We start from the raw sequence: 24,344 nt of genomic DNA on the forward strand, positions 1-24,344 counted from the left end.
CTCACTTTACTTTCTTCAGCATTTCTTTTGCATTGCTGAAAAATATCCTCCTCATATATTCCTCGCCATAATTTTTGCTGACATAACTCGCAGCTTTCCTCATGTGTGGAGCACGATGCTTCGTATCATGTGCATCTGTACCTACGCAGAACACCAGATCCCTATCCATCAGACTTCGAACGAATTTTTTACTTTTACGGCTGCTTTCACCAGTAATACTGCCGGAATTGATCTGTAGATAGATTCCCATGTCATGCAACTGCTTTGCCAGTTCAATATCTTCTGCAATACATACATATCGCTCTACATGGGCAAGAATGACTCGATATCCACTAAACTGAACTTGCTGAACCCCCTGCCTGATATAGTCATATGTAGCTGATGGTGAGAACTCCAGCAGGACATAGTTCCTTTTATTCATTGTTAATATCTGTTTTTCTTTGATTGCATTTACAACATCTTGTCCAAAATAAACCTCCGTGCCCAGATAGATACGAAACTTCTCATCAATCGCATGTGCTGCATCCCGCAGCAAGACAGCCTGCTTCCTGAGATTCTCCGCGCTCTCCTTCCCTCTATAAGGATGATGATGCGGTGTGGCAATAATACATCGGATTCCTTCACTGTAGGCAATCTTCAGCATAGTCGTCATCTCTTTGATATCTTTTGCCCCATCATCTACTCCGGGTAATATATGGCAGTGCATATCAATATATCCTTCCATATCTTCTACACCTCCATATTTGCATTTTCTATTTTTATATATGCAACCATATGGTAGCATAAATGAATAAAAAAAGCAATTCTTTGGTAGCATAATATTTTGAGGTGGTACTATGCATTTTCAGCGATTGGAAGATCTGAGGATCGATTCCGACAAAACCCAGGCGGATATAGCTGAGTATTTGAGCTGTCAACGTGAAGTATACCGAAGATATGAAAAAGGAACCCGTCAGATTCCGATCGATTTTTTGATTAAGTTATCCACCCTCTATAATGTAAGCATTGATTATCTAGTTGGTCTTACGGATGTAAAAAAGCCATACCCGAGAAATAAGCAACCCCAATAATCTACTTATCTCTTCGGTATGGCTTTTCTTTACATTAATAAATTTGCTATTCATATAGCAAATATTTCTGACAAATCTGATTTTTTGCTTCACGGATTTCATCTGCCCTCATTTTCAAATCCGTAATTATAAACTTAATCAATTTCGTACAATTTTCATATCTTCTTTCAGCCCTTTTGCAATGACTGAAGGTATTCCATTCAATACCCTCAGTCACCGCCGGGCTGACAGAAGAGACTACCTTTCCATTATTCTATATCTAATATAAGTTTCATCGCCCATGGCGGCACATCTACATCCTCATAATCTTCTTTCAGGAACACGAATGCTGTCTCATAAGGCGGCATCTTGGAAGGATAGATACCTTTCCCATCGGTAAAATAAAGCAGTCCTTTCAATCGTTCAAATGCATGTTGGCCCATCAGCTGTTCCACATAGGCAAATGCCGGACGAAAATCCGTTCCTCCTTCTCCTCTAAGCTCCAGATGCTCCATATATTTCTTTAATTCTTCTTCACAAGTCACCTTCTGATCCATCTGTATCTGGTCATCACACTGAATAATGTGAATATTTACTTTTCGAAAAAAGCTGTCATTTTCACTTAGTACACTGTATGTCTCTTCCAGAAATCTCTTCACCAATTCTCCAGAACAAGACATAGAAGTATCAACTACAATCGCGAATTCCTCTACCTTCTGAACCTCTTTCCACTCCTGCGGTTCAATCAACGGCATATTCCCGTACAGTGACAGACCATAACTATAGAAGACATAATCAAAGGAATCCTGATCGACTGCCATCTCCTCCTTCAATACTGAAAACTTCCGCAGAAACTGCCGATAATCCATCCGTTCCCGGTTCTCTACTCGTACCTGTTCTACCAGATTCCCCGCCTCTGCAGATGCTTCCTTGGAAAACGTCTCCATATCAGTCTCCATCTGCTCACTGATATCCTTCCACCTTTGTTCAATCTGCTCCTGCTTCTTCTGATCATCGTCGGAAGGCCAATAACTATGGTCATCCATACGGAATTCTGCTTCCATACGCACCATCTCATCTTCAGACAGTCCCCACCTTATCAGTACACCATATACCTTCTCTGCAGTAAGAACTTTCATCTCCTTGTGAAGTTTCCGATAAGTCTCCCTTCGAAGCCAGGAACGGCTCTTCAATACACAACGATGCTGCATACCATCAATCATAGATTCTGTCACAATATCACAGGCAAGATGATACAGCCGCTCTTCCCGCCCTCTTCTTCTGACCATATGCCGGAAGATTCCGTGAAGAACCAGATGAAGATATATCCGATTCACCTGTATCCGGTCTTCCCGATACAGTCCGCCCAGATACTGAGGGTGATAATACAGATAGAGTCCATCCGTTCCCATACCTTCTGAGCCCTCATCCATGACATATGCCAGACTGCTCAAGGCCACATCCATGAATCGCATCTTCAGATACAGCTCATTTCTGGCGACCTTCAGAATCTTCTGGCTGACCATATTCAATTTATCACCTGTCGTTAATTCTCTCTCCATAGATACTAAGCTTTCTCTATAATTCAAATGTCTTTTTCTTCTTTGGAAAGCATCGGTGCTTTTCATCCATAAGAAAACTCAACACTTCCGTCTTCTTCTCCTCTGTCGCCTTCTTCACTGCATGCTCCAGTGCTTCCGGCGTCCAATAATTCCCCAGAGACAGAAAATGAAGTCCTTCTATATCTTCTGCTGTAATCAGAACATCTGCTGCCACCTCTACATGTTCTCTAAGATAAACCTCATAAGCATCCTGCGCTGCTTTTGACAACTGATAAGGGTATCTTACCCGGTTCAGCACTAATTCCGCTGCTACATCCGGCTGCTCCTCCGCTACCGTATGGTACAACAGTTCATCATATTTCTTATAATCCAGCTTCCGATCATAGAAGCACTGACGATAATATCCTCCGGCGCCATGATGATGGGTCACCAGAATTCTTGCCGGCGTATTCTCCACAGCCTCTTCATAATGCTCTGGAAATAGTACTTGCGCCATTCCATTTTCATAATACAGCTTTGTGCGGATTGCATATCGCATCTCGTCTACAATTGATTTCAGACAGCATCGTTCTCCGTAGAAGAAATGAATCTCTACTTCTTCCAGATGGCATCCCGTCAGTGCGCCGCCTCCCAAGTCCAGCAGACTATCTGACAATATAAGCCTTTTCAGATTCCTGCAGCGATAGAATGCATATCTTCCAATCTCTCTTACCTGCGCCGGAAGCCAGATCTCAGTCACAGAAGTTCCACAGATTCTATTCCGCTTTCCCACAAGACTTGCATCTTCATGTTCCCAGACAGATACCCCTTCTTCCTCTTCACGATTTTCAGCAAACGCATAAGGGGCAATTCCAACAATTGGTACGCCATGAATCTCATCCGGCAGGATGATTTGTCCTTCGATACCATAACAACTTGTAATCACAATACCTTGATTCGTATCTTTATAATGAATCTCTGGGCAGATCTGCCCACTTCTCTTCTCCCACATATTCTCTGATTAATAATACCCTTTCCACATGTTCAAATACATATGCAGATTCGTCTCTATATATAGGCAGATTGTCTGTCTCAGGCTCTGTTCCTGTGGATTCTCTGCTGCAGCCATTACATACCGCACGCCACTTCTCCTGGCATAGTGATCTGCCTTTCGAAGATGCCACCCGTTCGTCACTACCACACAATCCCGAAAGCCACAATGCCTCATCAACTTTGCAGCATACATCAGATTATGATATGTACTGACCGCCTGTTTCTCTTCCAGAATATAATCTTCCGGTACTCCCAGTTCCATCGCATACTGCTTCATTGCCTCAGCTTCCACATATGCATTATGTACAGCAGCTCCAGACATAATCAGATAACGGACTTTCTTTTCCTTCCACAGTTCCACTGCTTTCTCCACCCTGCTCCTCAACAGATCAGAAGGGGTTCCATCCTCTTCTACCTGACATCCACAGACAACTGCACAATCATATTTATCCTGCTCCCAACACTTCTTCGGGGCACGAAACATCATACAAAATAAGCATCCATTCGTTGCTAATACTCCCGCTGCCAGCCATCCAATTCTATTCTTTAATCTCTTCATATTCTCTTCCTTCTTTCGTACTCCATGTATTTTACACTCTTTCCACTTTCTTTTCAAGGAAATAGGCACATATGATTCCATTCATGATTGTTTTCCAACTCTCATATATATATGATAACAATATTCTATGGAGTATCTATGCTGTCAATCCACCAATTCATCCGATATATCGGTATTCTTCTACTCTTCATATGTTGCTTTTTTGCCGGTCGGTTTGTCGCCTCCAGGCAAATCTCCTCTGACTCTGCCGACTCTCCTGTCTCTTCCACATCCGTCCTGCCAACAACAGAGAACTGGGGACTAAGCTTTCAGGAAGAGGGACAGCCACCAATCGCAAATGCAACTTTTGATGAATTAGAAAAATACAACGCATATTATGCCAAGGACACTGATGAAAAAGTCATCTATCTGACCTTTGACTGTGGTTATGAAAATGGCAATACTGTTGCTATCTTAGATGCCCTAAAGAAACATAACACACCCGCTGCCTTCTTCGTAGTTGGGAACTTCCTCTCTGACAACCCAGATCTAATCAGACGAATGGTCGAAGAAGGGCACATTGTAGGGAACCACACCTTCCATCATCCCGACATGTCCCAGATCTCAACCAAAGAAGCCTTTGCACAGGAATTAAAAGATGTAGAAGACTTGTATCAGGAGATCACCGGTAAAACCATGAACAAGTTCTATCGACCCCCGCAAGGTAAATACAGTACTGAGAATCTCCAGATGGCCAAAGATCTGGGATATCGCACTTTTTTCTGGAGTCTTGCCTACGTAGACTGGTACGAAGATAAACAGCCAACCAAAGAGGAAGCCTTCGATAAGCTTCTCACCCGGATCCATCCGGGTGCCATTGTTCTTCTTCACAGTACTTCCAGCACCAATGCTCAGATTCTTGATGAACTCTTAAGCAAATGGGAAGAGATGGGATACACATTCGAATCTCTAGATGAGATATAGACATACCTCGGAGTATTCTTCCATACTCCGAGGAGATAAAAAGGCTTGAAATCACAATGATAAACACGTATGATAACATTAATAGGAGGTCTATGATCATGACAACCCAAGAATTGGAATTTGCAATTTTCTGTATTGAATCGGTAGCTCAAGAACAAAAAACCGACGCCAAAGTAATATATCAGGCACTCACTCAAAAAAGTAATCTTCTCTATGACTATGTCATACCTTGCTATGACAGCCTCCATACGCAGAGTAAAGAATATATCGTAGATGATCTGATTCACATTATGCAAGAAAGAGGTGTCTTATGATTCTATACCATGGCTCCTATCAGATAATTGAACATCCTGATACCGAACATTCCAGAGAGCGTCTGGACTTCGGACAAGGATTCTATCTGACTCCTCTAGAATCTCAGGCTGTACGATGGGTACAAAAGTACAAACGCCAGGATCTTCCTGGAATTATTAACCAATATCAGCTCAATGAAGATAAGTTGCATGAATATCGCATCAAGACCTTTTTGCAATATGATTCTGAATGGCTCCGCTTCGTTGTACAGAACCGACAAGGACATATCTCATCTTCTGAATATGATCTGATTCGCGGCGGCATTGCCAATGATAAAGTATTCAATACTATTGAATTATGTCTGGAACACTTAATATCTGAAGAAGAAACACTAGGACGATTGCAATACCATAAACCGTCTTATCAGATATGTATTACCAGCCAGGAACTGCTCGATCAACATCTGATTTTTCAATCCTATTACGAGGTATAATATATGGAAGCAAATAAAACTCTCCTTCATATGAAATACGCCAAAATCGTCATTGCACTTGCTGAAAAGCTGCAATGTTCAACTGAACATGCCCTGGATCTCTTCTATTGTTCTACTACACGCCAATTAATAGAAGAAGGTGTCAGTGACTTGCATTGCAGAAGTGACTACTATCTTGCAGATGAAATCATCTTAGAATACCACTATAAAAAAGAATATCAAAAAGGGCAGCTCGACAGGCTGACTGCCTATCAAGATGCCCTTACAAAGCTTCTCAATTCATAATCGAATCTTATTCAACGGTAACGGATTTGGCGAGATTTCTCGGCTTATCTACATCACATCCACGTCCAACTGCAATATAATATGCAAAGAGCTGTAAAGGAATAATTGCCAGAGAATTGGTAAAATACTTGTTAGTCTCCGGAATATAGATCACGTAATCTGCTGCCCGCTCTACATCTGTATTACCTTCTATCGTCACTGCCATAACGAATGCACCACGAGTTCTGACCTCTTCCATATTACTGATAATCTTTTTATACAGATCCTTCTGAGTAAGAACTGCAGCCACCAGTGTACCCTCTTCCACCAGGGATATGGTACCATGCTTCAGTTCACCTGCTGCATAAGCCTCTGAATGAATGTAAGAGATCTCTTTTAACTTCAAAGAACCTTCCATGGAAATCGCATGATCAATTCCTCGTCCAATAAAGAAGACATCTCTTGCTGCCAGATAGCGGTTCGCGAATTTCTGAATATTCTCCTTATTATTCAGCAGCATCTCAACCTGTGCCGGAAGCGCTTTCAGATCAGCCAGCAGCTCTGCCAACTCTTTGTCATCAATCTGCCCTCTTACATGTGCAAACTTCATAGCAAGAAGATACATCGCGATTAACTGCGCAGAATAAGCCTTGGTCGTTGCAACCGCAATCTCCGGTCCAGCCCACGTATACATAACATTATCTGCTTCTCTTGCAATCGAACTTCCCACAACATTCACAACACCAAGTACCCTCGCGCCTCTCTTCTTAGACTCTCGAAGTGCGGCCAACGTATCTGCCGTCTCACCAGACTGACTGATGACAACCACCATGGTATTCTCATCCAGAATGGGATTCCTGTAACGAAACTCAGACGCAAGATCTACTTCTACCGGTATCCTCGTCAGATCTTCAAAGATATATTTACTACTATATCCCACATGAGAAGCAGATCCGCAAGCAACGATCATAATCTTCTGAATCTTCCGAATCTCTTCATCTGTCATTCCTAATTCTTCAATCACAATATTACCATCCTTGATTCTTGGAGAGAACGTGTCTGTGATTGCCTTCGGCTGTTCATACATCTCCTTCAGCATGAAGTATTCATAGCCACCCTTCTCAGCCGCATTCACATCCCACTCAATTCTGGTAACCTTCTTTTCAATCGGCTCTTCATCCACATTAAAGAATTCCATAGAATCTGTTTTCATGCGGACAATCTCTTCATTCTCAATAAAGACCACATCTCTGGTATAACGAAGAACAGCCGGTACGTCAGACGCAAGAATGCTTCCTCCGTCTGTATGGCCTACGATCAATGGGCTGTCCTTACGCACAGCATATAATTCATCCGGATGATCCTGGAAGATGATTCCCAATGCATAAGAGCCTTCCATTCGATGCATGATCTTCGTCACAGCCTCTAATGGATTACCATGATAATAATAATCCAGCAGATGTGCAATAATCTCCGTATCCGTCTCTGACACGAACTCATATCCATGCTTCTCTAACTTCTTCTTCAGCTTCAGGTAATTCTCAATGATTCCATTATGTACCACTACGATACTCTTATCCCTATTGAAATGTGGATGTGCATTCACATCTGACGGTGAACCGTGAGTTGCCCATCTCGTATGACCGATTCCCACTGTCCCCGGAAGTGTTGCCCCATCATGTGTCAGTTCATTCAGTACCTTCAGTCTTCCCTTAGACTTGACCATATCAATCTTCTCACCATTGTATACTGCAATGCCGGCAGAATCATATCCACGATATTCCAGTTTGGATAATCCGTCCAAGAGAATTGGTGCTGCCTGTTGATTTCCGATGTATCCTACAATTCCACACATATTTTTTTCTCCTTACTTTGTTCTTGTATTTGTACAAAACAATATTTTTTTTGCATTATCAATGTGTATTGTATCAAATTCTCACTCAAATGTAAAGAACGAAGGGGAATGCGCCCCGCATTCCCCTTCGTATAACATTAATCAAGATCAATAAAGTCAACCTTAAACGTATCATCTGGTTCCATATGACCACGCTTCTTAGGCTGGCTGCTCAGAAGTTCATCCAGGTCATCGATGATATCTTCTGGCTCATCGTTATCATAGCCGTATTCTTCTTCGTAATCAACTTCATCGTCAAAATCATCGTAATCGGCATCCTCATAATCAACTTCTTCAAACTCATCAAAGTCGTCTTCATCACCATAATCGTCAAAATCATCTTCGTCTCTTAGGTTAGCTGTCTTCGCAGGAACTCGAACCGCCGGCTCATTCTTAGCCTTTCCCGAAGCCTTCTTCTCTGTGTTTTTCCCTTTTGACGCCTTCTTACCTTTTGCCTGTTCTTCTTCCTCTTCATCCAGATCAATACCATATTCATCATATAGATCGTCCAATTCCAGATTCCGATGACGCAGCTTGACAGCAACCACAATGATAATAATCAATAATATGAGCAGAAGAAGTCCACCAAGAATGACTGCAATATCCAGGAAATCTTCAATAAACCGAAGTATCTTACCCCATAATCCCTTGGGAGATGATTTCGTCTGTGTATCATCGGCAGATGCCTGTGGCTCATATCTCTGATATGTCTTATCCACCGTATCATAACGATACAGTGCCTTCTCTCCATCTGAATTCAACGCATAGATCATATAATAATCTGCATTGTCTGTATCTTGCCATGCGGTGAACTCTTTTCCATTCATGGTCAGAGTCGTTTCCTGATACTGACTCGGAAGCTTTGTCGATCCATCATCCCGTAAAAGAACCAGATATCGATCCTGTGCAATCTCCACTTCCTCGAATGGGATAAAGGTTCCGCTGTCACTGATATATAAGAAGAAGTCTGCCTCTCCGCCATCCACCGGTGTCAGATACATTGCAGATTCACCACTGGCTACCTGTGTCACAACCTGACAAGTTGTTCCCTCAAAGGTCATCTCGCTTCTCTCGAATCCACTCGGGATCACAGCATCTGAAAAATCATTGGAAACCACATACTGTACGCCATCCACTTCCACCTGTGGACCATCTCCACTGACTGTACCTGTATCCTCATCTTCCGTAATCAGAGATGGATCTCCAGGGCCAATCGTTACTGCAGAACTACCATTGGTAATCTGCAGAGAAGAACCGGACGAATCCTTTCCGGATGCCTGTGACACCTCAACCTTCGCAGTGCCTTCTTCCAGAGCCTGGAACTTAAGGATAAAATCCATGCTTGTTCCACTTCCACTGCCTGACAGTGTAATCGTTCCATCCCCTCCAGATGCATTATCACCGCTGATAAACTTCAACATACTACTGTCATAAGTCAATGTTGCATCCAAAGACTGTATATTCACTGATGACGTTAACTTTGCAGTCACCTCAACCTCTGCGCCTACGGTCGTAGACGGGTCTGTAAAACGCAATTCTGCAGATGCCGCATTCACAACCGTGGATATGCATGGACATAACATACACACCAACAATAATGAAGCAAGTGCTTTTCTTATTCTTCTCATGTAATCTACCTCGTTTTCTCTATACTCCACTTTTCTTCTTACATACCGAATTCATCAGTTCCACTGCCGGCTTCTCCTCCGCCAGTTTCTCCAGTTCCTCCGCCGGTCTCTCCGGTTCCACCGCCAGTCTCTCCGGTTCCGCCACCGGTCTCTCCAGTCCCGCCGGTTCCACCGCTTCCACCGGTTCCTGTATTGCCGCCGGTTCCGCTGCTTCCACCGGTTCCTGCATTGCCGCCGGTTCCGCCACTCCAATTATTATTTCCACCTGTCGTTCCGGAAGAATTTCCTGATCTACTGCCAGAATAGGTCTCCTCAGGCTGTTCCATAATTCCTTGTGTCGCTTCATCGGTGTCTGCCTGTCTGTCACCGGCTTTCGCTACAATCTTACTGCTGATGGAATTCACCGTCGACGATGCCGTATACATATCACTCTCTCCATACAAGAACTTATGAAGCTGTTCTACATTACTGCTCAAAGTAACCGGAATTACGACACTTCCTACATTAGCTAATGTATCCGTTGATTTGTCAAATGGAAAGCCTGTCGTCTCTCCCAATTGATAATCAAATGCATCCTTGGCATACTCCAGAATCTCTGTCAAAGTAAAGTTCGTAGATACTTCTGGGAATACCTCGTCAATAATCTTGTTAATCTGTGCAAGACTTGCTCCCTGCAACTTCTCTATAATCTTCGTCAAGACATCTCTCTGTCGTTCCGCACGCTTGAAATCATCTCCAGCCGTATATCGGATTCTGGCATACGCGGTCGCCTGTACTCCATTTAATGTCTGAAGACCAGGTTCTGTAACTCCAGGAGATACTTTTCCTGTCACCTTCATAATCTCGGTCGCATAACCACAGATGTAAGAGATCTCTTCTTCCTGGACATCAATCTCAATGCCGCCAACTGCATCAATCACATCAATCAACGCATTAAAATTCACCGTCACATAATGTTCAATATCCAGATCCAGATTCTTATTCAACATTGCCAGTGCATCTTCCGGCCCGCCAAAGGAATACGCTGAATTGGCCTTATTCAAGGTACCATCTTTTTGCTCCATCAAGGTATCACGATACACAGAGACAATCTTCACTTCCATAGTCTCCCGATTCAGACTGGCAATCATGATTGTATCGCTTCGAGTATCCCCATCCAACTCATTATCACGGGAATCCACACCGAAAAGTGCAACATTCAGATAACCCGTACCTCGTTCCTTCGCTTCTTCTGATATACTTAACGCTTCGCTATCCAGCTCTGTCGTCTCAATCTTCGACAATTTACTTGCCAGAATCACAGCTCCGGCCGCTGCAACCAACGCTACGGTTCCACCAAGAATGGCTCCAATCTTCTTACCTAATGACCAGGCAGCAAATCCACGTTTCTTCGATCTGCGACCACGTCTATAGTGCTTTCTTCCTTTTGCCATTATCCAAAATCCTTTCTTCTATTCCTGCTTATGGTAACACTCTTCACTATATTACTCCATTTTCCTCAAAACTTCAATGAAAAATCGCGGTTTTCTAAGGATTTTCCCAATATGTCGTACTCATAGAACAGAACCTTACAAGCCACAGCGGCAATTTCTTATACTTTTGTCCTAATTTGTATCCTAGATACTTGCATCCGCTCTTATAGACCAGACACGGAATCAGATAAGGCTTCTTACTCCTTATCAGATGCAGCGCAGTCTGCTTTACCAGGCGAATCCCCTCACTTTCGGACCGGATCCCCTCAAACACTTCCGGGTGATCCACCTGTGACACTGCCAGATCAAAGTTACGATGGAACTGCTGGATTCCTGAATAATTGTGCGAATGAATCACCTGGGCATCTGCCGCATATGCCACAGAATATCCATGCTGCACCATCTGTGCTGCCATGATCATATCTTCATTGAAGATCGTCTTCTTCGTGAATCCCCCTAATTCCAGGTACACTTTTCTGCGATAAGCTGCACATACATCCGAACAGAAGTAAGTCTTAATCCCCAATTCCGGGAGATCTTCCTTCCCTTTGATTCTGCTTTCTCCCGGATAGTTGAATGTACGCGTATAACGCTCAATAAAATCACAATCCCTGACCGGAAGTTGTCTTGCATAAGATACACTTACCTTCTCATGCTCTTCCAGTGGCCGTACCAATGCCTCAATCAATCTTGTGTTTGCAGGCACTGCATCCTGTGTCATGAATACCACCACATCCGCATCCGACATGGATAACCCCAAGTCACGTGTTGCACCATGATCGAACTCTTCCGGCAGGATACGATGCACCGTTACCCCTGGCATCTGCTCCACTTCTTCTGGAAAATGGTCTGATTTTGTATCAATAACATAGATATGGTGCACCGGATAGCTCTGCTTTCCTAACCTTCTCAAGAGTTCTTCAAACTTTTCATCCGGGCGATATGTTGGAATAACCACATCCACCTTTCTCTGATTGCTCATCTTACTACTCATTCCTTTTCTTACTCTCATCGTATCCGACAAACCAATACATCATCCCTGTTAATATCAGCCAGAACCATGTCGTCGGATTACTGAACCACGTCGTAAAGAAAGCCAGCCCAAGATAGATTGCCAGCTGCCCATAGAACAGATACGCAACCGGATTCTTGCTGTTCTTCACAACACGAGTCAACACTTTCGCAGCTATTCCGATAATCAGTGCTACACAGAATACTCCGACAATCCCAAAGTCATAATATGCATCATAGAACATCGTCAATGTAGTCAATTCTGGTTTCGTCAGATAGACCGCAGAAGATGTCAACTGCGGAAATATGAATTTCAAACCTGTCAGAGCAAATACCGGGAACAACATTCTGATTCCCCAGGTATGTTCCGTCAGCTGCACTACCATACAGTTAAAATTCTCAAAATTATTCGCCACATACATATAAGGCTGGGTGACGAAGATTGGCATCTTCTCATACTTCATCTCGAAGATACTGTTCAGATAAGTCACATCATGATGTCGGAATACCGTCAGGATAACATAGATTGGAATTACTGCCACAATCAGTATTGCCATCGTCCGCAGACGAATCTTCTTATTGACTATAATATATGTAACCACCGCAAACCCAACTGCAAATAATAGCTGAAATCTAGAAACACACAAAAACGGAATGGCTATCGCGATTATATTCGTCACTGCCAGAATCAGCTTATTTATGATTGATATTCCATTACTGACCTTCACATACAATATAGTAATCGCCGGAATCAGGATGCAACTAATCGTGAAATAATGTACCCCCGACACATGAAAATAAGAATAGGCATGTGGTTCACTCGAAAATAATGGAATAAATCCTACTTTCAACGCTTCAAATGCAAAGCATACTACCGATGCAACCGCCAGTCCAATCATACATTGGAACAATCTTTTCGCCTGCTTCTCATTCTTCTCCAGCTCTTTTTCTTCTATCTTACCATATCTCTGTCCCCACTCATACCCAATGCCGAATCCGGCATAGATCAAGAAAAAGCATAACCAGGTAATATAACTCCAATCTGTCTGTAACTTACTTAGCTGAAGGCAGGCAATCCCCTGACCGCCGACCCAGGCCAATGTAAATAATGCCCGCAATTCTACCAGACCACCAGTCTCGCGTACCCAATGCGCATACAGAAATAGTGCTTCTCCTATGAGAATTGCTCCTGACAGATAATAAAACCCAGCAAGAGATGCGATATAGCTGGCGAAAAATGTCAGCATATATGTTCCATATTCCAATATAATATTATTCCGACTGCGTTCCCTCATCGTGTATATCTCCTTCAAATGTAGACTCCATGGCATTGGTATCCTCTGTCACTCCTGACAGATAGATAATATCATCATGTATCTGCTGTACTTTTTCTGATGGCTGATAAGACGTCTCACCAAATAAATTCTCATGCAATTGTGTCACATTACCTACAAAATCAATAGGTATAACATAAGAGCCCTCATGATTTCGTACAGACTCATCTGTCGTTACCGCGTATGGGAATCCAGAAGTATCTACGATATTATAATCCAGAATATGTGCCGCGAATCCTAACATATCCTTAATCGTCAGATTCGTAGAGATCTGCGGAAACACCTTATTAACAATCTCATTCAATGTAAGAACATTCGCTTTTTTTGCCTTTTCTGCCACTTTCTGCAATACCACTCTCTGTCTCTCCGTTCTCTTGAAATCATTTCCTTCCGTATAACGGATTCTGGCATATCCTACCGCATGAACACCGTCCAACAGCTGGGTTCCCGCCTTTTCTTCAATCGGAATCATCTCCTGTCCTACCACTTGCGCCGTCTCAAAGGCATATCCATTACTGTAAAATGCTTCTTCTGCAGTCATATCCATCTCAATTCCGCCCAATGCATCGATCACATCCACCAACGCACTGAAGTTCACACTCACATAATTCTGAATATCCAGATCGAAATTCCGATTCAACAGGCTGATTGCATCTTCCGGACCTCCGATATTATAAGCTGAATTCGCCTTTTCATAAGTTCCATCCGCCTGTTGAAGAAGTGTATCTCGGTACACAGACACAATCCTGACATCATGTGTCTCATTATTGATACTTGCGATCATGATACAGTCACTCTGTACACCGCCCTCTAATTCACCATTTCTGGAATCCAGACCAAACAATGCAATATTGGTATACGGTCCTGTGTCCCGATACGCTTCTAGATTATCCAGATTCAGAACATTCATATCCAGCTTATCAAGCTTAAAGATGCCATATGCCACTACACATAAGGCAGCCAATATCACTACTTCAACGAATAAGACAGCGATTCTTTTTCTTCTCTTTCTTCGTCTACGCTTCTTGCGTTCTTCACGCTCATCCCTCTTACTCATACGCTTCTTTTTACTCATACTGTATCTCCCTCGTATAGACTAATAAGCGTTCTTATTAACAAAACCTTTAAAAAATGTTAAAAATATAATCTTAAAGTCAAATCCCAAAGTCCAGTTCTCAATATAATAGAGATCGTATTCAATCCGCTTACGGATGGAAGTATCTCCACGATATCCATTGACCTGTGCCCATCCTGTAAGACCTGGACGCACCTGATGTTTTACTCGATATCTTGGAATCTCCTCACTGAACTTCTCAACAAACTGCGGCCGCTCCGGTCTCGGTCCTACCAGACTCATGTCACCTTTCAGGATGTTAAAGAGCTGTGGGAGTTCATCAATACTCGTCTTACGGATGAACTTTCCAATCGGAGTTACACGGGGATCATTCTTAGTCGTCCATCCTGCTTTCTCCTCCTTAGCTTCCTGAACTATCATGGAACGGAACTTATACATATAAAATGGCTTATTCTGAAGCCCGATTCTCTCCTGCTTGAATATCAACGGTCCCGGAGCAGTCACTTTAATAATAATCGCTACCACCGCCATAATTGGTGAAAACAATATAATTGCAACCAACGAGCCAAATATATCCACACAACGCTTCATAACAGCATTGAGCATATTATTCAATGGTACGTGACGGATGTTAATAACCGGAAGTCCTAACAAATCCTCTGTATAAGGCTTGGTAGGGATAATATTATTATAGTCAGGAATAAACTTCGTATGCACACCTGACTTCTCACACATACCTACAATATGCTCCAACTTATGATATTCTGCCAGTCCCAGAGTGATCGCAATCTCGTCCAACTTGTTCTCTGGTAGAATGATCGTCAGATTCTCTGTCCGTCCAAGGACCTTAACCCCTCGGTATTCTGTTCCTCTCGGAACATTATCTGCCAGAATTCCTCTGACAATATATCCCCACTCAGGATGACTCTTAATGCGGTCAATATACTGCTCTGCTGCCCGGCTATAACCAATCAGCAGAATATGCTTCTGGTTATACCCCTGTGTTCTCATATTACGCAGAATCTCCCGGATAATATTTCTCATGAGAACTTCACAGAACACATTCACACAGAAGAAGATAAAAATCATGGTTCTGGAGAAATCCGGTTGCTTTGTCAGATATAAGAGCAGGATGAATGCCATCAGTCCTATGGAATTCGCCTGCATAATATGCCATGCTTCCAGACGTCTGCCCTGTACTCGCTTCGGCGTATACAATTGGAAGGCATAGTACAGAATCAGATACCCCGGAACAATGAAGAACAGTACCTTCATATATTCCTGTAGCGATAAGAACCATGGATCCAGCTCGAAGATGCCACTCTTGAATCTAAGGTACCATGCCGCTACATATGAAAATACAATCACTAAAGCATCCATTACTACATGCAATCTATTCAATAACTTTTGATTATCCTTAATCACTTTTTTCACCCGTTTTTCTAAAATATTCCAGTTTTTCAGACACACAGTTCTGACCATTACACTTTATAATACAATAATTTGTCAAAATCGACAACCCATTGGCATGCACTTTTTCTTAACATTCTATTAATACTTTTGAAATATTTTCATTTATATCTTGCAAAATTCAGTGGCATATACTTCTTAATTTTGATATAATATGCCCATAACGACACAAAATGGAGTTTGATAAGATGAAAGTAACGATTGTAATCCCTAACTATAACGGGAAACACTTTATGGAACCATGTCTGGCATCATTAAAAGAACAGACTTGCCAAGATTATAAAGTTCTTGTTGTAGATAACGCTTCCACTGATGGAAGCCTTGAATATATGAAGGAACACTATCCCGAGATTGAAGTGATCGCCCTGGATAAAAACTACGGATTCAGTAAGGCCGTGAATGTAGGAATCCAACATTCCACCACACCTTATGTCATTCTATTGAATAACGACACCACCGTAGACCCACATTATGTAGAAGAGATGATCAAGGCAATCGAACGCTCACCCAGGATCTTCTCTGTCAGCAGCAAGATGATTCAGATGTATCACCCAGAACTTATTGACAGTGCCGGCGACCTCTATACACTTCTCGGCTGGGGTGTATGTCGTGGCACCGGACGCCCAGTGAGCAACTATACAGAAGCCGATGAGATCTTCACCGCCTGTGCAGGTGCTGCTATTTACCGACGCTCGGCTTTTGGCAAGATCGGTTATTTCGATGAGAATCACTTTGCTTATCTGGAAGACATTGACGTAGGATACCGTGCCAAGATCTATGGCTACAAGAACACCTATTGCCCTACTGCACTCGTCTATCATGTAGGCAGTGGCACCAGCGGTTCCAAATATAACTCCTTCAAAGTCAAGTTATCCTCAAGGAACAATATCTATCTGAATTATAAGAACATGCCGATTCTTCAGCTGATTCTGAACTTTCTTCCACTTCTTACAGGATATATTGTCAAATATGCTTTCTTTATCAAAAAAGGCTTTGGAAAGGATTACAAAGAAGGGATCATAGAAGGTCTTCAGACAATGAAAGCGCAGAAGAAAGTAAAGTTTCAACTACGCCATCTTGCAAATTATATAAAAATTGAACTCGAGCTTATCATCCATACTTTTTCTTATGTGAAAGACTGGATCACCCGAAAGATTCTAAAGCGTTAATTTTTCACAATATCAGGCTGCCATCATGGCAGCCTGTTCTGTCTCTAAAAATGGAAGGTATCCTTCAATCCAACCCAGAGCTGATCTTTGTCACTTAAGTTCAATGCCGTTCCATCTTCCAACTGATATCCGTCAGCAGACGCTGTCCCCTGGTACACGCCAGTCAACTGTGGCCATTCAATTCCAATCTCTGGATCATTCCATGCCAGACCACCTTCATCCCCCGGATGATAGAAGTCTGTACATTTATAACAGAATTCTGCAATGTCACTCAATACCAGGAATCCATGCGCGAATCCTTCTGGAATATAGAATTGCTTCTTATTCTCTTCTGTCAATTCTACCCCGAACCATTTCCCGTAAGTTTCACTATCACTTCGGAGGTCAACTGCCACATCAAACACAGAACCTTTCACAACTCGCACCAATTTCCCCTGTGGAAATTCCTTCTGAAAATGTAATCCCCGAAGAACACCTTTTGTGGAGCAGGACTGATTGTCCTGTACAAAATTCATAGTAAGTCCTGCCTCTTCCATATCCCTCTGATTGTAGGTCTCCATAAAATACCCTCTGGCATCTCCATGAACAGTCGGCTCGATCACGCACAGTCCCGGAATGCCACCGGCATTTTTCTCAACTTTAATCTGTCCCATCTTTGTCATCTCCTATATTTATTATAACACGAATTAAAATTCAATCTCTTTCAGATATCTGCCCAATGCATCCTGCCATGTCGGCAATGGTTCAAACCCATTCTCTTTCAACTTGCTCTTGTCAAGTCTGCTGTTGAATGGACGCGCAGCCTTAGAGATTCCATATTCTTCGGTCGTTACCGGAGATACAATCAATCTGTCTTCTGCGTACTCTTCATGTCCCATCTCCACTGCCTGGCGGAAGATCTCTTTTGTGAAGTCATACCAGCTGATATAACCACCTTCATTCGTTGCATGATAATAGCCATACTTCTCTGTCTCAATCATATCCACTAATAATCTTGCAAGATCGAACGTATAAGTCGGTGTCCCAATCTGATCATTCACCACCGTTAATTTATCATGGGTCTTTCCTACATTCAGCATCGTCTTGATAAAGTTCTTTCCATTCTTACCAAATACCCATGCAATCCGCACGATAAAATATTTCTCTAAAGTCTCAGATACTGCCAATTCTCCTTCCAGCTTGGTCTGTCCATAGACATTCAATGGCTTGTAATCCTTACAATCCGGCTGCCAAGGCTCCAGTCCCTGACCGTCAAACACATAGTCTGTACTGATATATACCATCTTACAGTCTAACTTCTTGCAGACATTGGCAATATTAACTGTACCTCCTGCATTAATGGCACGGACTTTTTCAACCTTATCATCGTCTTCTGCCATATCCACTGCAGTCCATGCTGCACAGTGAACAACTACATCTGGATGAACCTCCGTAATCTTCTCTTCCACAGAAGCCGCATCTGTAATATCCATCGGAATATATGGCATTGTAGTAACTGCAGAACCATCTGCCACTCCACTATATTCCGGAGCAATATCACTTCCAATCCCCTCATATCCACGCCTTGCCAGTTCATTCATGACATCATGCCCAAGCTGACCACCCACGCCTGTTACTAATACTTTCATACGATTACCTCCTGCTGCCACAATTAACGATTCGCATACATCTTCTCATAATAATTCTGATATTCACCAGAGATAATAGTCTCCCACCATTCTTTATGATCCAGATACCACTGAATCGTCTTCTTGATACCATCTGCAAACTTTGTCTCCGGAAGCCATCCCAATTCATTATGAATCTTGGTTGGGTCGATTGCATAACGCATATCATGACCTTTACGGTCTGTTACATAAGTAATCAGACTTTCTGGTTTCCCTAATTCTTTACAGATAATCTTAACAATATCAATGTTCTTCATCTCGTTATGTCCACCGATATTGTATACTTCACCAACACGACCTTTATGAATGATCAGATCAATTGCCTTACAATGATCCTCTACATACAGCCAGTCACGGACATTTTCTCCCTTTCCATATACCGGAAGCGGCTTGTCATTCAGTGCATTGGCAATCATCAATGGAATCAGCTTCTCTGGGAAATGATATGGGCCATAGTTATTTGAACATCTACTAATGGTCACAGGGAGGCCATAGGTTCTGTGATATGCCAGCACTAACAGGTCAGCTGCTGCCTTTGAAGAGCTATATGGGCTACTTGTGTGAATTGGTGTTTCCTCTGTAAAGAACAGATCTGGTCTGTCCAGCGGAAGATCTCCGTACACCTCATCCGTAGATACCTGATGATAACGGGTAATTCCATATTTTCTACAAGCATCCATCAATACTGCTGTTCCCTTAATGTTCGTATCCAAGAATACTTCCGGATTCTCAATAGAACGGTCTACATGACTCTCTGCGGCAAAGTTCACCACGATGTCCGGATGCTCTTCTTCGAATAGTTTGTACACTGCTTCACGATCTGTAATACTTTCTTTTACAAATCTAAAATTCGGATTATCCATGACAGGTGCCAGTGTGGATAAATTTCCTGCATAAGTCAGGCAATCCAGACATACAATACGATAATCCGGGTACTTCTCTAACATGTGAAATATAAAGTTACTTCCAATAAATCCAGCTCCGCCAGTTACAATAATTGTCATAATCATATTCTCCTTTTAATATAAGCTCTCTTGATATTTTCCATCTAATACGTCTTTCAGGTACTGTCCGTACTGGTTCTTTTTCAGTACTTCATAGACTTTCATGACTTCTTCTTTGCTGATCCAGCCATTCAGATATGCGATCTCTTCCAGGCATGCGATCTTACGATGCTGATGTGTCTCTACTGTCTTAACGAAGTTCGTTGCATCTACCAGACTTTCATGTGTTCCGGTATCCAGCCAGGTAAATCCTTGTCCCAGAAGCTCTACATTCAGCTGATTATCTTCCAGATAGATGCGGTTCAGGTCTGTGACCTCTAACTCGCCTCTTTTTCCAGGCTTCAGGTTCTTCGCATACTCTACGACCTTGTTATCATAGAAGTATAATCCTGTTACACAGTAATTGCTCTTTGGATGCTCTGGCTTCTCTTCAATAGAGATTGCCTTTCCGTTGTGGTCGAATTCTACGATACCAAAACGTTCCGGATCATCTACATAATAGCCGAATACTGTCGCACCTTTTCCAGACTCTGCATTTTCCACGGCCGCTTTCAGACGCTTCTTCAAGCCATGACCTGCGAATATATTATCTCCCAGAACCATTGCAACGGTATCGTCACCAATGAAGTCTGCACCAATAATAAATGCCTGTGCCAGTCCATCCGGGCTTGGCTGAACTGCATAGGAAAGATTCACACCATACTGGTGTCCATCTCCCAACAGTTCCTGAAATCTCGGTGTATCTTGTGGAGTGGAGATAATCAAGATATCACGAATACCTGCATTCATCAATACAGACATCGGATAATAGATCATCGGTTTATCATAAATCGGTAATAATTGCTTCGATGTTACCATAGTCAGAGGATACAGACGTGTACCAGAACCTCCTGCTAATATAATTCCCTTCATAATAGGAACCTCCTTTGTAATGTATGTAATTATTATGTTCCCAATTCAGTCGATTTCATCCTGTCTGAACACATTATAAAAGGTGACCTTGGGTCACCTTCAAGTACTTTTTTAATTTTTAATAAACAAAATTATTCACAAATTTTTTCTCAAAAAAATCTTCTGTATAGACAAATGCATCTTTAAAAATATAATCTTTCAACCTCTGCATAAAAGGTGGTGTATAATTCTGATTTAACAATGCCTTGTTCTTTACCTGATTATAAATATTTGCATTTTTATCTGCACTACACACCAATATGTAATAAACATGTAACTTAGCAAACTTAACAGGATTTACCACGTCAAAAATAGCATTTTTATAGTGGCTCAGTTGTCAAGACAAAAATCTAAGATTTTTATAATGAACTGATATGGTGAACAAGTTACAAGGAACATGGAGAGAACAGTGGAGCACTCCCCAGATCCAATATATGCTAAGCTACATATGGCATCAACATTGCCGGATAGTAGCATTCAGCCGGTGTTTGGTAATCAAGTGCAGAATGGCATCGTTCAAAGTTGTAGGTGTGGATATACTGTCCGATAGCAGCTCTTGCTTCCCTGATGTTGTTGTACTGTGTCAGATAGGCTTCCTCATACTTGAAGCTGCGGAACCAGCGCTCAATCATGATGTTGTCTGCCCAGCGGCTTTTTCCATCCATACTCTGACGGATGCCGTTTTCCTTTACAAAGTCAATGTATTGCTGACTTGTAAACTGACAACCCTGATCTGAATTCAGGATCTGAGGTTTTGCCACTTTGAAAGCTTTTTTCAGGGCACTGATAACCATTCTGGTATCAAGTGTGTCATCCACTTCCCAGCCGACAATACAACGGCTATACCAGTCGATCACGGCTGTCAGATACAGAAATCCGCGCTTGATCGGGATATATGTAATGTCAATAGACCATGCCTGATTTGGCTTGTCTATGACCGCATTACGAAGAAGATATGGACATACTTTCGCCTGCTGCATTCGCTTGGAAAGATTCATCTTTGGATAAATCGGGTAAATATCCATCTCATTCATGTAGCGTCTTGCCTTGCGGCGCCCAACCTGGTAACCACGGGCTTTTAACTGTGCAGACATTTGTCTTGCGCCCCAAGTGGGATTATCTGTATGGAGATGATCAATGATCTCTTTGCAGGCCAGTTCCTCATCTGAAATAGGGGCGCCCTTGTAATAAATGCTTGTACGGTTGATGTCAAGCAACATGGCACCTACGGAAGCCGGAATTTCCTTAGTCGTCAAAAGGTTTTGGACTAAACTTACTCTCGTAGTCAGGTCCACAAATTTCTTCAGATTTTTTTTTGAGCCAGTCAACCTGCATGGTTAACTGACCAACCTTTTTGGCATACTCCGCTTTCTCCTTACGCTCTTCGGCAAGCTTTTCTTTGAGGTTTTCCTCACGCTTGTCGTCGAACACAACCGAAGCATTGTTCAAGAACTCTTTTTTCCAGTTGCGGAGCAGATTTGGTTGGATGTTATTTTCAGTTGCAAGGGTATTGAGATCTTTCTCACCCTTAAGCAGCTCAATTACAAGGTCTGATTTGAATTTGGCATTGAAATTTCTTCTTTGTCTGGACATGATAATGGATCCTTTCTTTCATACTGGTTTAAGTATATCAGATTCATTAAAAACTGTCCGAAAAAGTGTCTTAATTTATGAGACCATTATATTTCATATCCTTCTTCTGTCACTGTATAAAACATGTCTAATATCATATACCAATTTTCATATGCCTTTTTAATGATATTATCCTTTGTTGTTTTTTTATCACTTCTTATAGGACAATCTTTAAATTCAATCAAATACCATTCATTATTTTTGTTAATCATAAATGCATCTACAGTAGTAATAGGATTCTCCTTCAAGGAAGATGCCTTAGCTTTTCTATACCCATCTTTTGCTAATACATCCATAGATACCACTTCTAAATCTCCACCACTATTACATAGATATCGTGATTCATCATTTGTATTATTCAGGGACACTTCATGTAAAGAAGATAAAAATGATAATTCTATTCCATTTCTCATTAAATATCTCATTACTGTGTCTTTAAATACATCAAAATTACTCATCCTCATCCATTCCTATTTCATACCTAAGTTTATCTAATAACATACTGGGAGTTACCAGTTGGCTATAGATTCTTTCCAAATTATTTGTAACATTATCAAAAACTACTAATTCATCCTCCATTCTCGACAAATAAAAATTACTCTTGTCATTTAACTTATATTTTTTTACACTTAATTCTATAGCCTCCAAAAAATCACGGCTATGTGTTGTAACTACAATACTCAGATCAAACATTTTCTGCAAAAGAACAATTAATTCTGCATAAACCAATTGCCATTCAGGATGAAGATGAATCTCTGGCTCATCCAAAATAAGTACATCTTTTTCTTTAAGAATTCCCTTTTCCAACAGCATCTTTACTAATACAAAAGACTTTAACCCTGCTGAAAGATTCTCAAAATGAACTGGCTCTTGATATTCTTCTGAGCTTAATTCCCATTGTCCATTTCGCACGGATATCTTTCCTTTTGTTATCTGATCCAAAATATTATATATCTCTTTTAGACTATCTTTCGCCTTAACTGCATCAAATATACCTTCCATTAGATCATCGTCACTTAATCGTTCAATCAATTGATTACGAATTGTATTATTAGACAAGAAATAAAATCCTGTTAAATTATCCAAAACAAAAGGATCGTCAATAAAAAAAGCTTCATGCAAAATATTATACTCTGTCTCCCATTTGACACATTCATTATTTTCAAACTGAATTGATAATTCTTTATTTTTAATTACCAATGTTACCTTTGCTTTTTTTTCAGCTCCTTTTAAACATTGGATTTGAGAATCAAATACCTGTGTGAAAAATCTCTGTATTAATTCTAATGCAATCTCATAATCGTCATTTTTCTTTAACGAAACAATTTTATCATATGTATTTTCAAGAATCTCTTCAACTCTTTCTTCTGATAATTCTACATTATATTTTTTTAGAATATCTATTAATATCTTATGATATTTTAATTTATCAACTGTACCCTGTCTCACAAGAATATTGCTAAACTCTTTACTTATTCTGTCAGATATCGTTCTTGGTGAACGTAATTCATGCATAAATGCATTGCGCATACCCCTATTGCATACATCATATATATTCTCAATTCTTCGCTTTTCTATCTTTCCTTCTATATCATATAGAGAATTAAAAGAAGAATATAATACTTTTCCAATTGTACTTTTTGCCGAATTGTTTTCTCCTGCTATTACTGTAATCCCATCAATCATTATATCTGCATGCTTTATTTTCGCAAAATTATCAATAATTAATTTCATTTTAAAATACCTTCTGCCCATTTCATTTATTCATCTTGAGTTCAGTATAACAATAACTATTAAAAATCACAAGGAAAGATTCAAATT

The 24,344-nt window shown here is 41.4% G+C and carries 25 protein-coding genes; 6 read left to right on the forward strand and 19 right to left on the reverse strand.

What is annotated here, in order from left to right:
- Position 1: 1 nt before the first annotated feature.
- Complete coding sequence (locus ABE613_RS12550) at positions 2 to 724, reverse strand: CpsB/CapC family capsule biosynthesis tyrosine phosphatase (protein WP_347376536.1); 723 nt, start codon at positions 722 to 724, stop codon at positions 2 to 4.
- 112 nt (positions 725 to 836) lie between these two features.
- Between ABE613_RS12550 and ABE613_RS12555 the strand changes: the two genes are divergently transcribed.
- Complete coding sequence (locus tag ABE613_RS12555) at positions 837 to 1,070, forward strand: helix-turn-helix domain-containing protein (RefSeq protein WP_347376537.1); 234 nt, start codon at positions 837 to 839, stop codon at positions 1,068 to 1,070.
- A gap of 248 nt (positions 1,071 to 1,318) precedes the next feature.
- On the opposite strand, the gene ABE613_RS12560 is transcribed toward ABE613_RS12555, so the two are convergent.
- From ABE613_RS12560 to ABE613_RS12570, 3 genes are read right to left on the reverse strand one after another with little or no spacing between them, the layout of a single operon-like run.
- Complete coding sequence (locus ABE613_RS12560) at positions 1,319 to 2,611, reverse strand: vWA domain-containing protein (RefSeq protein ID WP_347376564.1); 1,293 nt, start codon at positions 2,609 to 2,611, stop codon at positions 1,319 to 1,321.
- Positions 2,612 to 2,627: 16 nt separating this feature from the next.
- Positions 2,628 to 3,602, reverse strand: a complete 975-nt coding sequence (locus ABE613_RS12565; protein WP_235232139.1) for a leucine-rich repeat protein — start codon at positions 3,600 to 3,602, stop codon at positions 2,628 to 2,630.
- Between the two features lie 9 nt (positions 3,603 to 3,611).
- Positions 3,612 to 4,202 carry a YdcF family protein gene (locus ABE613_RS12570; RefSeq protein ID WP_235232138.1) on the reverse strand — a complete coding sequence of 197 codons (591 nt, stop codon included), beginning with the start codon at positions 4,200 to 4,202 and terminating at the stop codon, positions 3,612 to 3,614.
- A gap of 138 nt (positions 4,203 to 4,340) precedes the next feature.
- Here ABE613_RS12570 and pdaA point away from each other — a divergent pair, with 138 nt between their 5' ends.
- The 4 genes from pdaA (at position 4,341) to ABE613_RS12590 (ending at position 6,237) form a co-directional block, all read left to right on the forward strand.
- Positions 4,341 to 5,165: a delta-lactam-biosynthetic de-N-acetylase gene (gene pdaA / locus ABE613_RS12575; RefSeq protein ID WP_347376538.1), complete on the forward strand. Its 825-nt coding sequence runs from the start codon at positions 4,341 to 4,343 to the stop codon at positions 5,163 to 5,165.
- Positions 5,166 to 5,263: 98 nt separating this feature from the next.
- Entirely contained in the window at positions 5,264 to 5,479 is a 216-nt protein-coding gene (locus tag ABE613_RS12580) for a DUF3791 domain-containing protein (protein ID WP_235232135.1), read from the forward strand.
- On the forward strand, positions 5,476 to 5,952 hold the full coding sequence (locus tag ABE613_RS12585; protein ID WP_347376539.1) for a DUF3990 domain-containing protein: 477 nt from the start codon (positions 5,476 to 5,478) through the stop codon (positions 5,950 to 5,952). Before ABE613_RS12580 ends, ABE613_RS12585 begins: the two co-directional genes overlap by 4 nt.
- Positions 5,953 to 5,955: 3 nt before the next feature.
- A complete protein-coding gene (locus ABE613_RS12590) occupies positions 5,956 to 6,237 on the forward strand; it encodes a DUF3791 domain-containing protein (RefSeq protein ID WP_235232133.1) in 282 nt (93 codons plus the stop codon).
- A gap of 7 nt (positions 6,238 to 6,244) precedes the next feature.
- Here ABE613_RS12590 and glmS read toward each other — a convergent pair whose 3' ends face one another.
- The 7 genes from glmS to ABE613_RS12625 all read right to left on the reverse strand — a co-directional run bounded on the left by glmS (position 6,245) and on the right by ABE613_RS12625 (position 16,055).
- Positions 6,245 to 8,071, reverse strand: a complete 1,827-nt coding sequence (gene glmS / locus ABE613_RS12595) for a glutamine--fructose-6-phosphate transaminase (isomerizing) (protein ID WP_347376540.1) — start codon at positions 8,069 to 8,071, stop codon at positions 6,245 to 6,247.
- Between the two features lie 137 nt (positions 8,072 to 8,208).
- Positions 8,209 to 9,738, reverse strand: a complete 1,530-nt coding sequence (locus tag ABE613_RS12600) for a cohesin domain-containing protein (RefSeq protein WP_347376541.1) — start codon at positions 9,736 to 9,738, stop codon at positions 8,209 to 8,211.
- 38 nt (positions 9,739 to 9,776) lie between these two features.
- A complete protein-coding gene (locus ABE613_RS12605; protein WP_347376542.1) occupies positions 9,777 to 11,171 on the reverse strand; it encodes an LCP family protein in 1,395 nt (464 codons plus the stop codon).
- A gap of 94 nt (positions 11,172 to 11,265) precedes the next feature.
- Positions 11,266 to 12,204: a glycosyltransferase family 2 protein gene (locus ABE613_RS12610; RefSeq protein ID WP_347376543.1), complete on the reverse strand. Its 939-nt coding sequence runs from the start codon at positions 12,202 to 12,204 to the stop codon at positions 11,266 to 11,268.
- Complete coding sequence (locus ABE613_RS12615; protein WP_347376544.1) at positions 12,197 to 13,516, reverse strand: O-antigen polymerase; 1,320 nt, start codon at positions 13,514 to 13,516, stop codon at positions 12,197 to 12,199. Before ABE613_RS12615 ends, ABE613_RS12610 begins: the two co-directional genes overlap by 8 nt.
- Positions 13,494 to 14,630: an LCP family protein gene (locus ABE613_RS12620; RefSeq protein WP_347376545.1), complete on the reverse strand. Its 1,137-nt coding sequence runs from the start codon at positions 14,628 to 14,630 to the stop codon at positions 13,494 to 13,496. The genes ABE613_RS12615 and ABE613_RS12620 overlap by 23 nt, the downstream gene beginning before the upstream one ends.
- A gap of 21 nt (positions 14,631 to 14,651) precedes the next feature.
- Entirely contained in the window at positions 14,652 to 16,055 is a 1,404-nt protein-coding gene (locus tag ABE613_RS12625) for an undecaprenyl-phosphate glucose phosphotransferase (protein ID WP_347376565.1), read from the reverse strand.
- A 233-nt stretch (positions 16,056 to 16,288) separates the two neighbouring features.
- Between ABE613_RS12625 and ABE613_RS12630 the strand changes: the two genes are divergently transcribed.
- A complete protein-coding gene (locus ABE613_RS12630) occupies positions 16,289 to 17,269 on the forward strand; it encodes a glycosyltransferase family 2 protein (protein ID WP_347376546.1) in 981 nt (326 codons plus the stop codon).
- Between the two features lie 44 nt (positions 17,270 to 17,313).
- Here ABE613_RS12630 and rfbC read toward each other — a convergent pair whose 3' ends face one another.
- The 8 genes from rfbC to ABE613_RS12670 all read right to left on the reverse strand — a co-directional run bounded on the left by rfbC (position 17,314) and on the right by ABE613_RS12670 (position 24,257).
- Positions 17,314 to 17,922 carry a dTDP-4-dehydrorhamnose 3,5-epimerase gene (gene rfbC, locus ABE613_RS12635; protein WP_347376547.1) on the reverse strand — a complete coding sequence of 203 codons (609 nt, stop codon included), beginning with the start codon at positions 17,920 to 17,922 and terminating at the stop codon, positions 17,314 to 17,316.
- Positions 17,923 to 17,955: 33 nt separating this feature from the next.
- The gene (gene rfbD, locus ABE613_RS12640) at positions 17,956 to 18,897 is read right to left on the reverse strand and encodes a dTDP-4-dehydrorhamnose reductase (RefSeq protein ID WP_347376548.1); all 942 of its coding nucleotides are present in this window, start codon (positions 18,895 to 18,897) and stop codon (positions 17,956 to 17,958) included.
- A gap of 23 nt (positions 18,898 to 18,920) precedes the next feature.
- Complete coding sequence (rfbB, locus tag ABE613_RS12645) at positions 18,921 to 19,940, reverse strand: dTDP-glucose 4,6-dehydratase (protein ID WP_347376549.1); 1,020 nt, start codon at positions 19,938 to 19,940, stop codon at positions 18,921 to 18,923.
- A gap of 15 nt (positions 19,941 to 19,955) precedes the next feature.
- The gene (gene rfbA, locus ABE613_RS12650; RefSeq protein WP_347376550.1) at positions 19,956 to 20,852 is read right to left on the reverse strand and encodes a glucose-1-phosphate thymidylyltransferase RfbA; all 897 of its coding nucleotides are present in this window, start codon (positions 20,850 to 20,852) and stop codon (positions 19,956 to 19,958) included.
- A gap of 476 nt (positions 20,853 to 21,328) precedes the next feature.
- On the reverse strand, positions 21,329 to 22,147 hold the full coding sequence (locus ABE613_RS12655) for an IS3 family transposase (protein ID WP_235234332.1): 819 nt from the start codon (positions 22,145 to 22,147) through the stop codon (positions 21,329 to 21,331).
- On the reverse strand, positions 22,137 to 22,484 hold the full coding sequence (locus tag ABE613_RS12660) for a transposase (RefSeq protein WP_229097941.1): 348 nt from the start codon (positions 22,482 to 22,484) through the stop codon (positions 22,137 to 22,139). The genes ABE613_RS12655 and ABE613_RS12660 overlap by 11 nt, the downstream gene beginning before the upstream one ends.
- Positions 22,485 to 22,570: 86 nt before the next feature.
- A complete protein-coding gene (locus tag ABE613_RS12665) occupies positions 22,571 to 22,981 on the reverse strand; it encodes a hypothetical protein (protein WP_347376551.1) in 411 nt (136 codons plus the stop codon).
- A complete protein-coding gene (locus ABE613_RS12670; protein ID WP_347376552.1) occupies positions 22,974 to 24,257 on the reverse strand; it encodes an AAA family ATPase in 1,284 nt (427 codons plus the stop codon). The genes ABE613_RS12665 and ABE613_RS12670 overlap by 8 nt, the downstream gene beginning before the upstream one ends.
- Positions 24,258 to 24,344: the final 87 nt, after the last annotated feature.

The sequence above is a fragment of the Dorea chungnamensis genome, assembly GCF_039832125.1.
In the GTDB taxonomy this organism is placed as follows: Bacteria; Bacillota; Clostridia; order Lachnospirales; family Lachnospiraceae; genus JAFBIX01.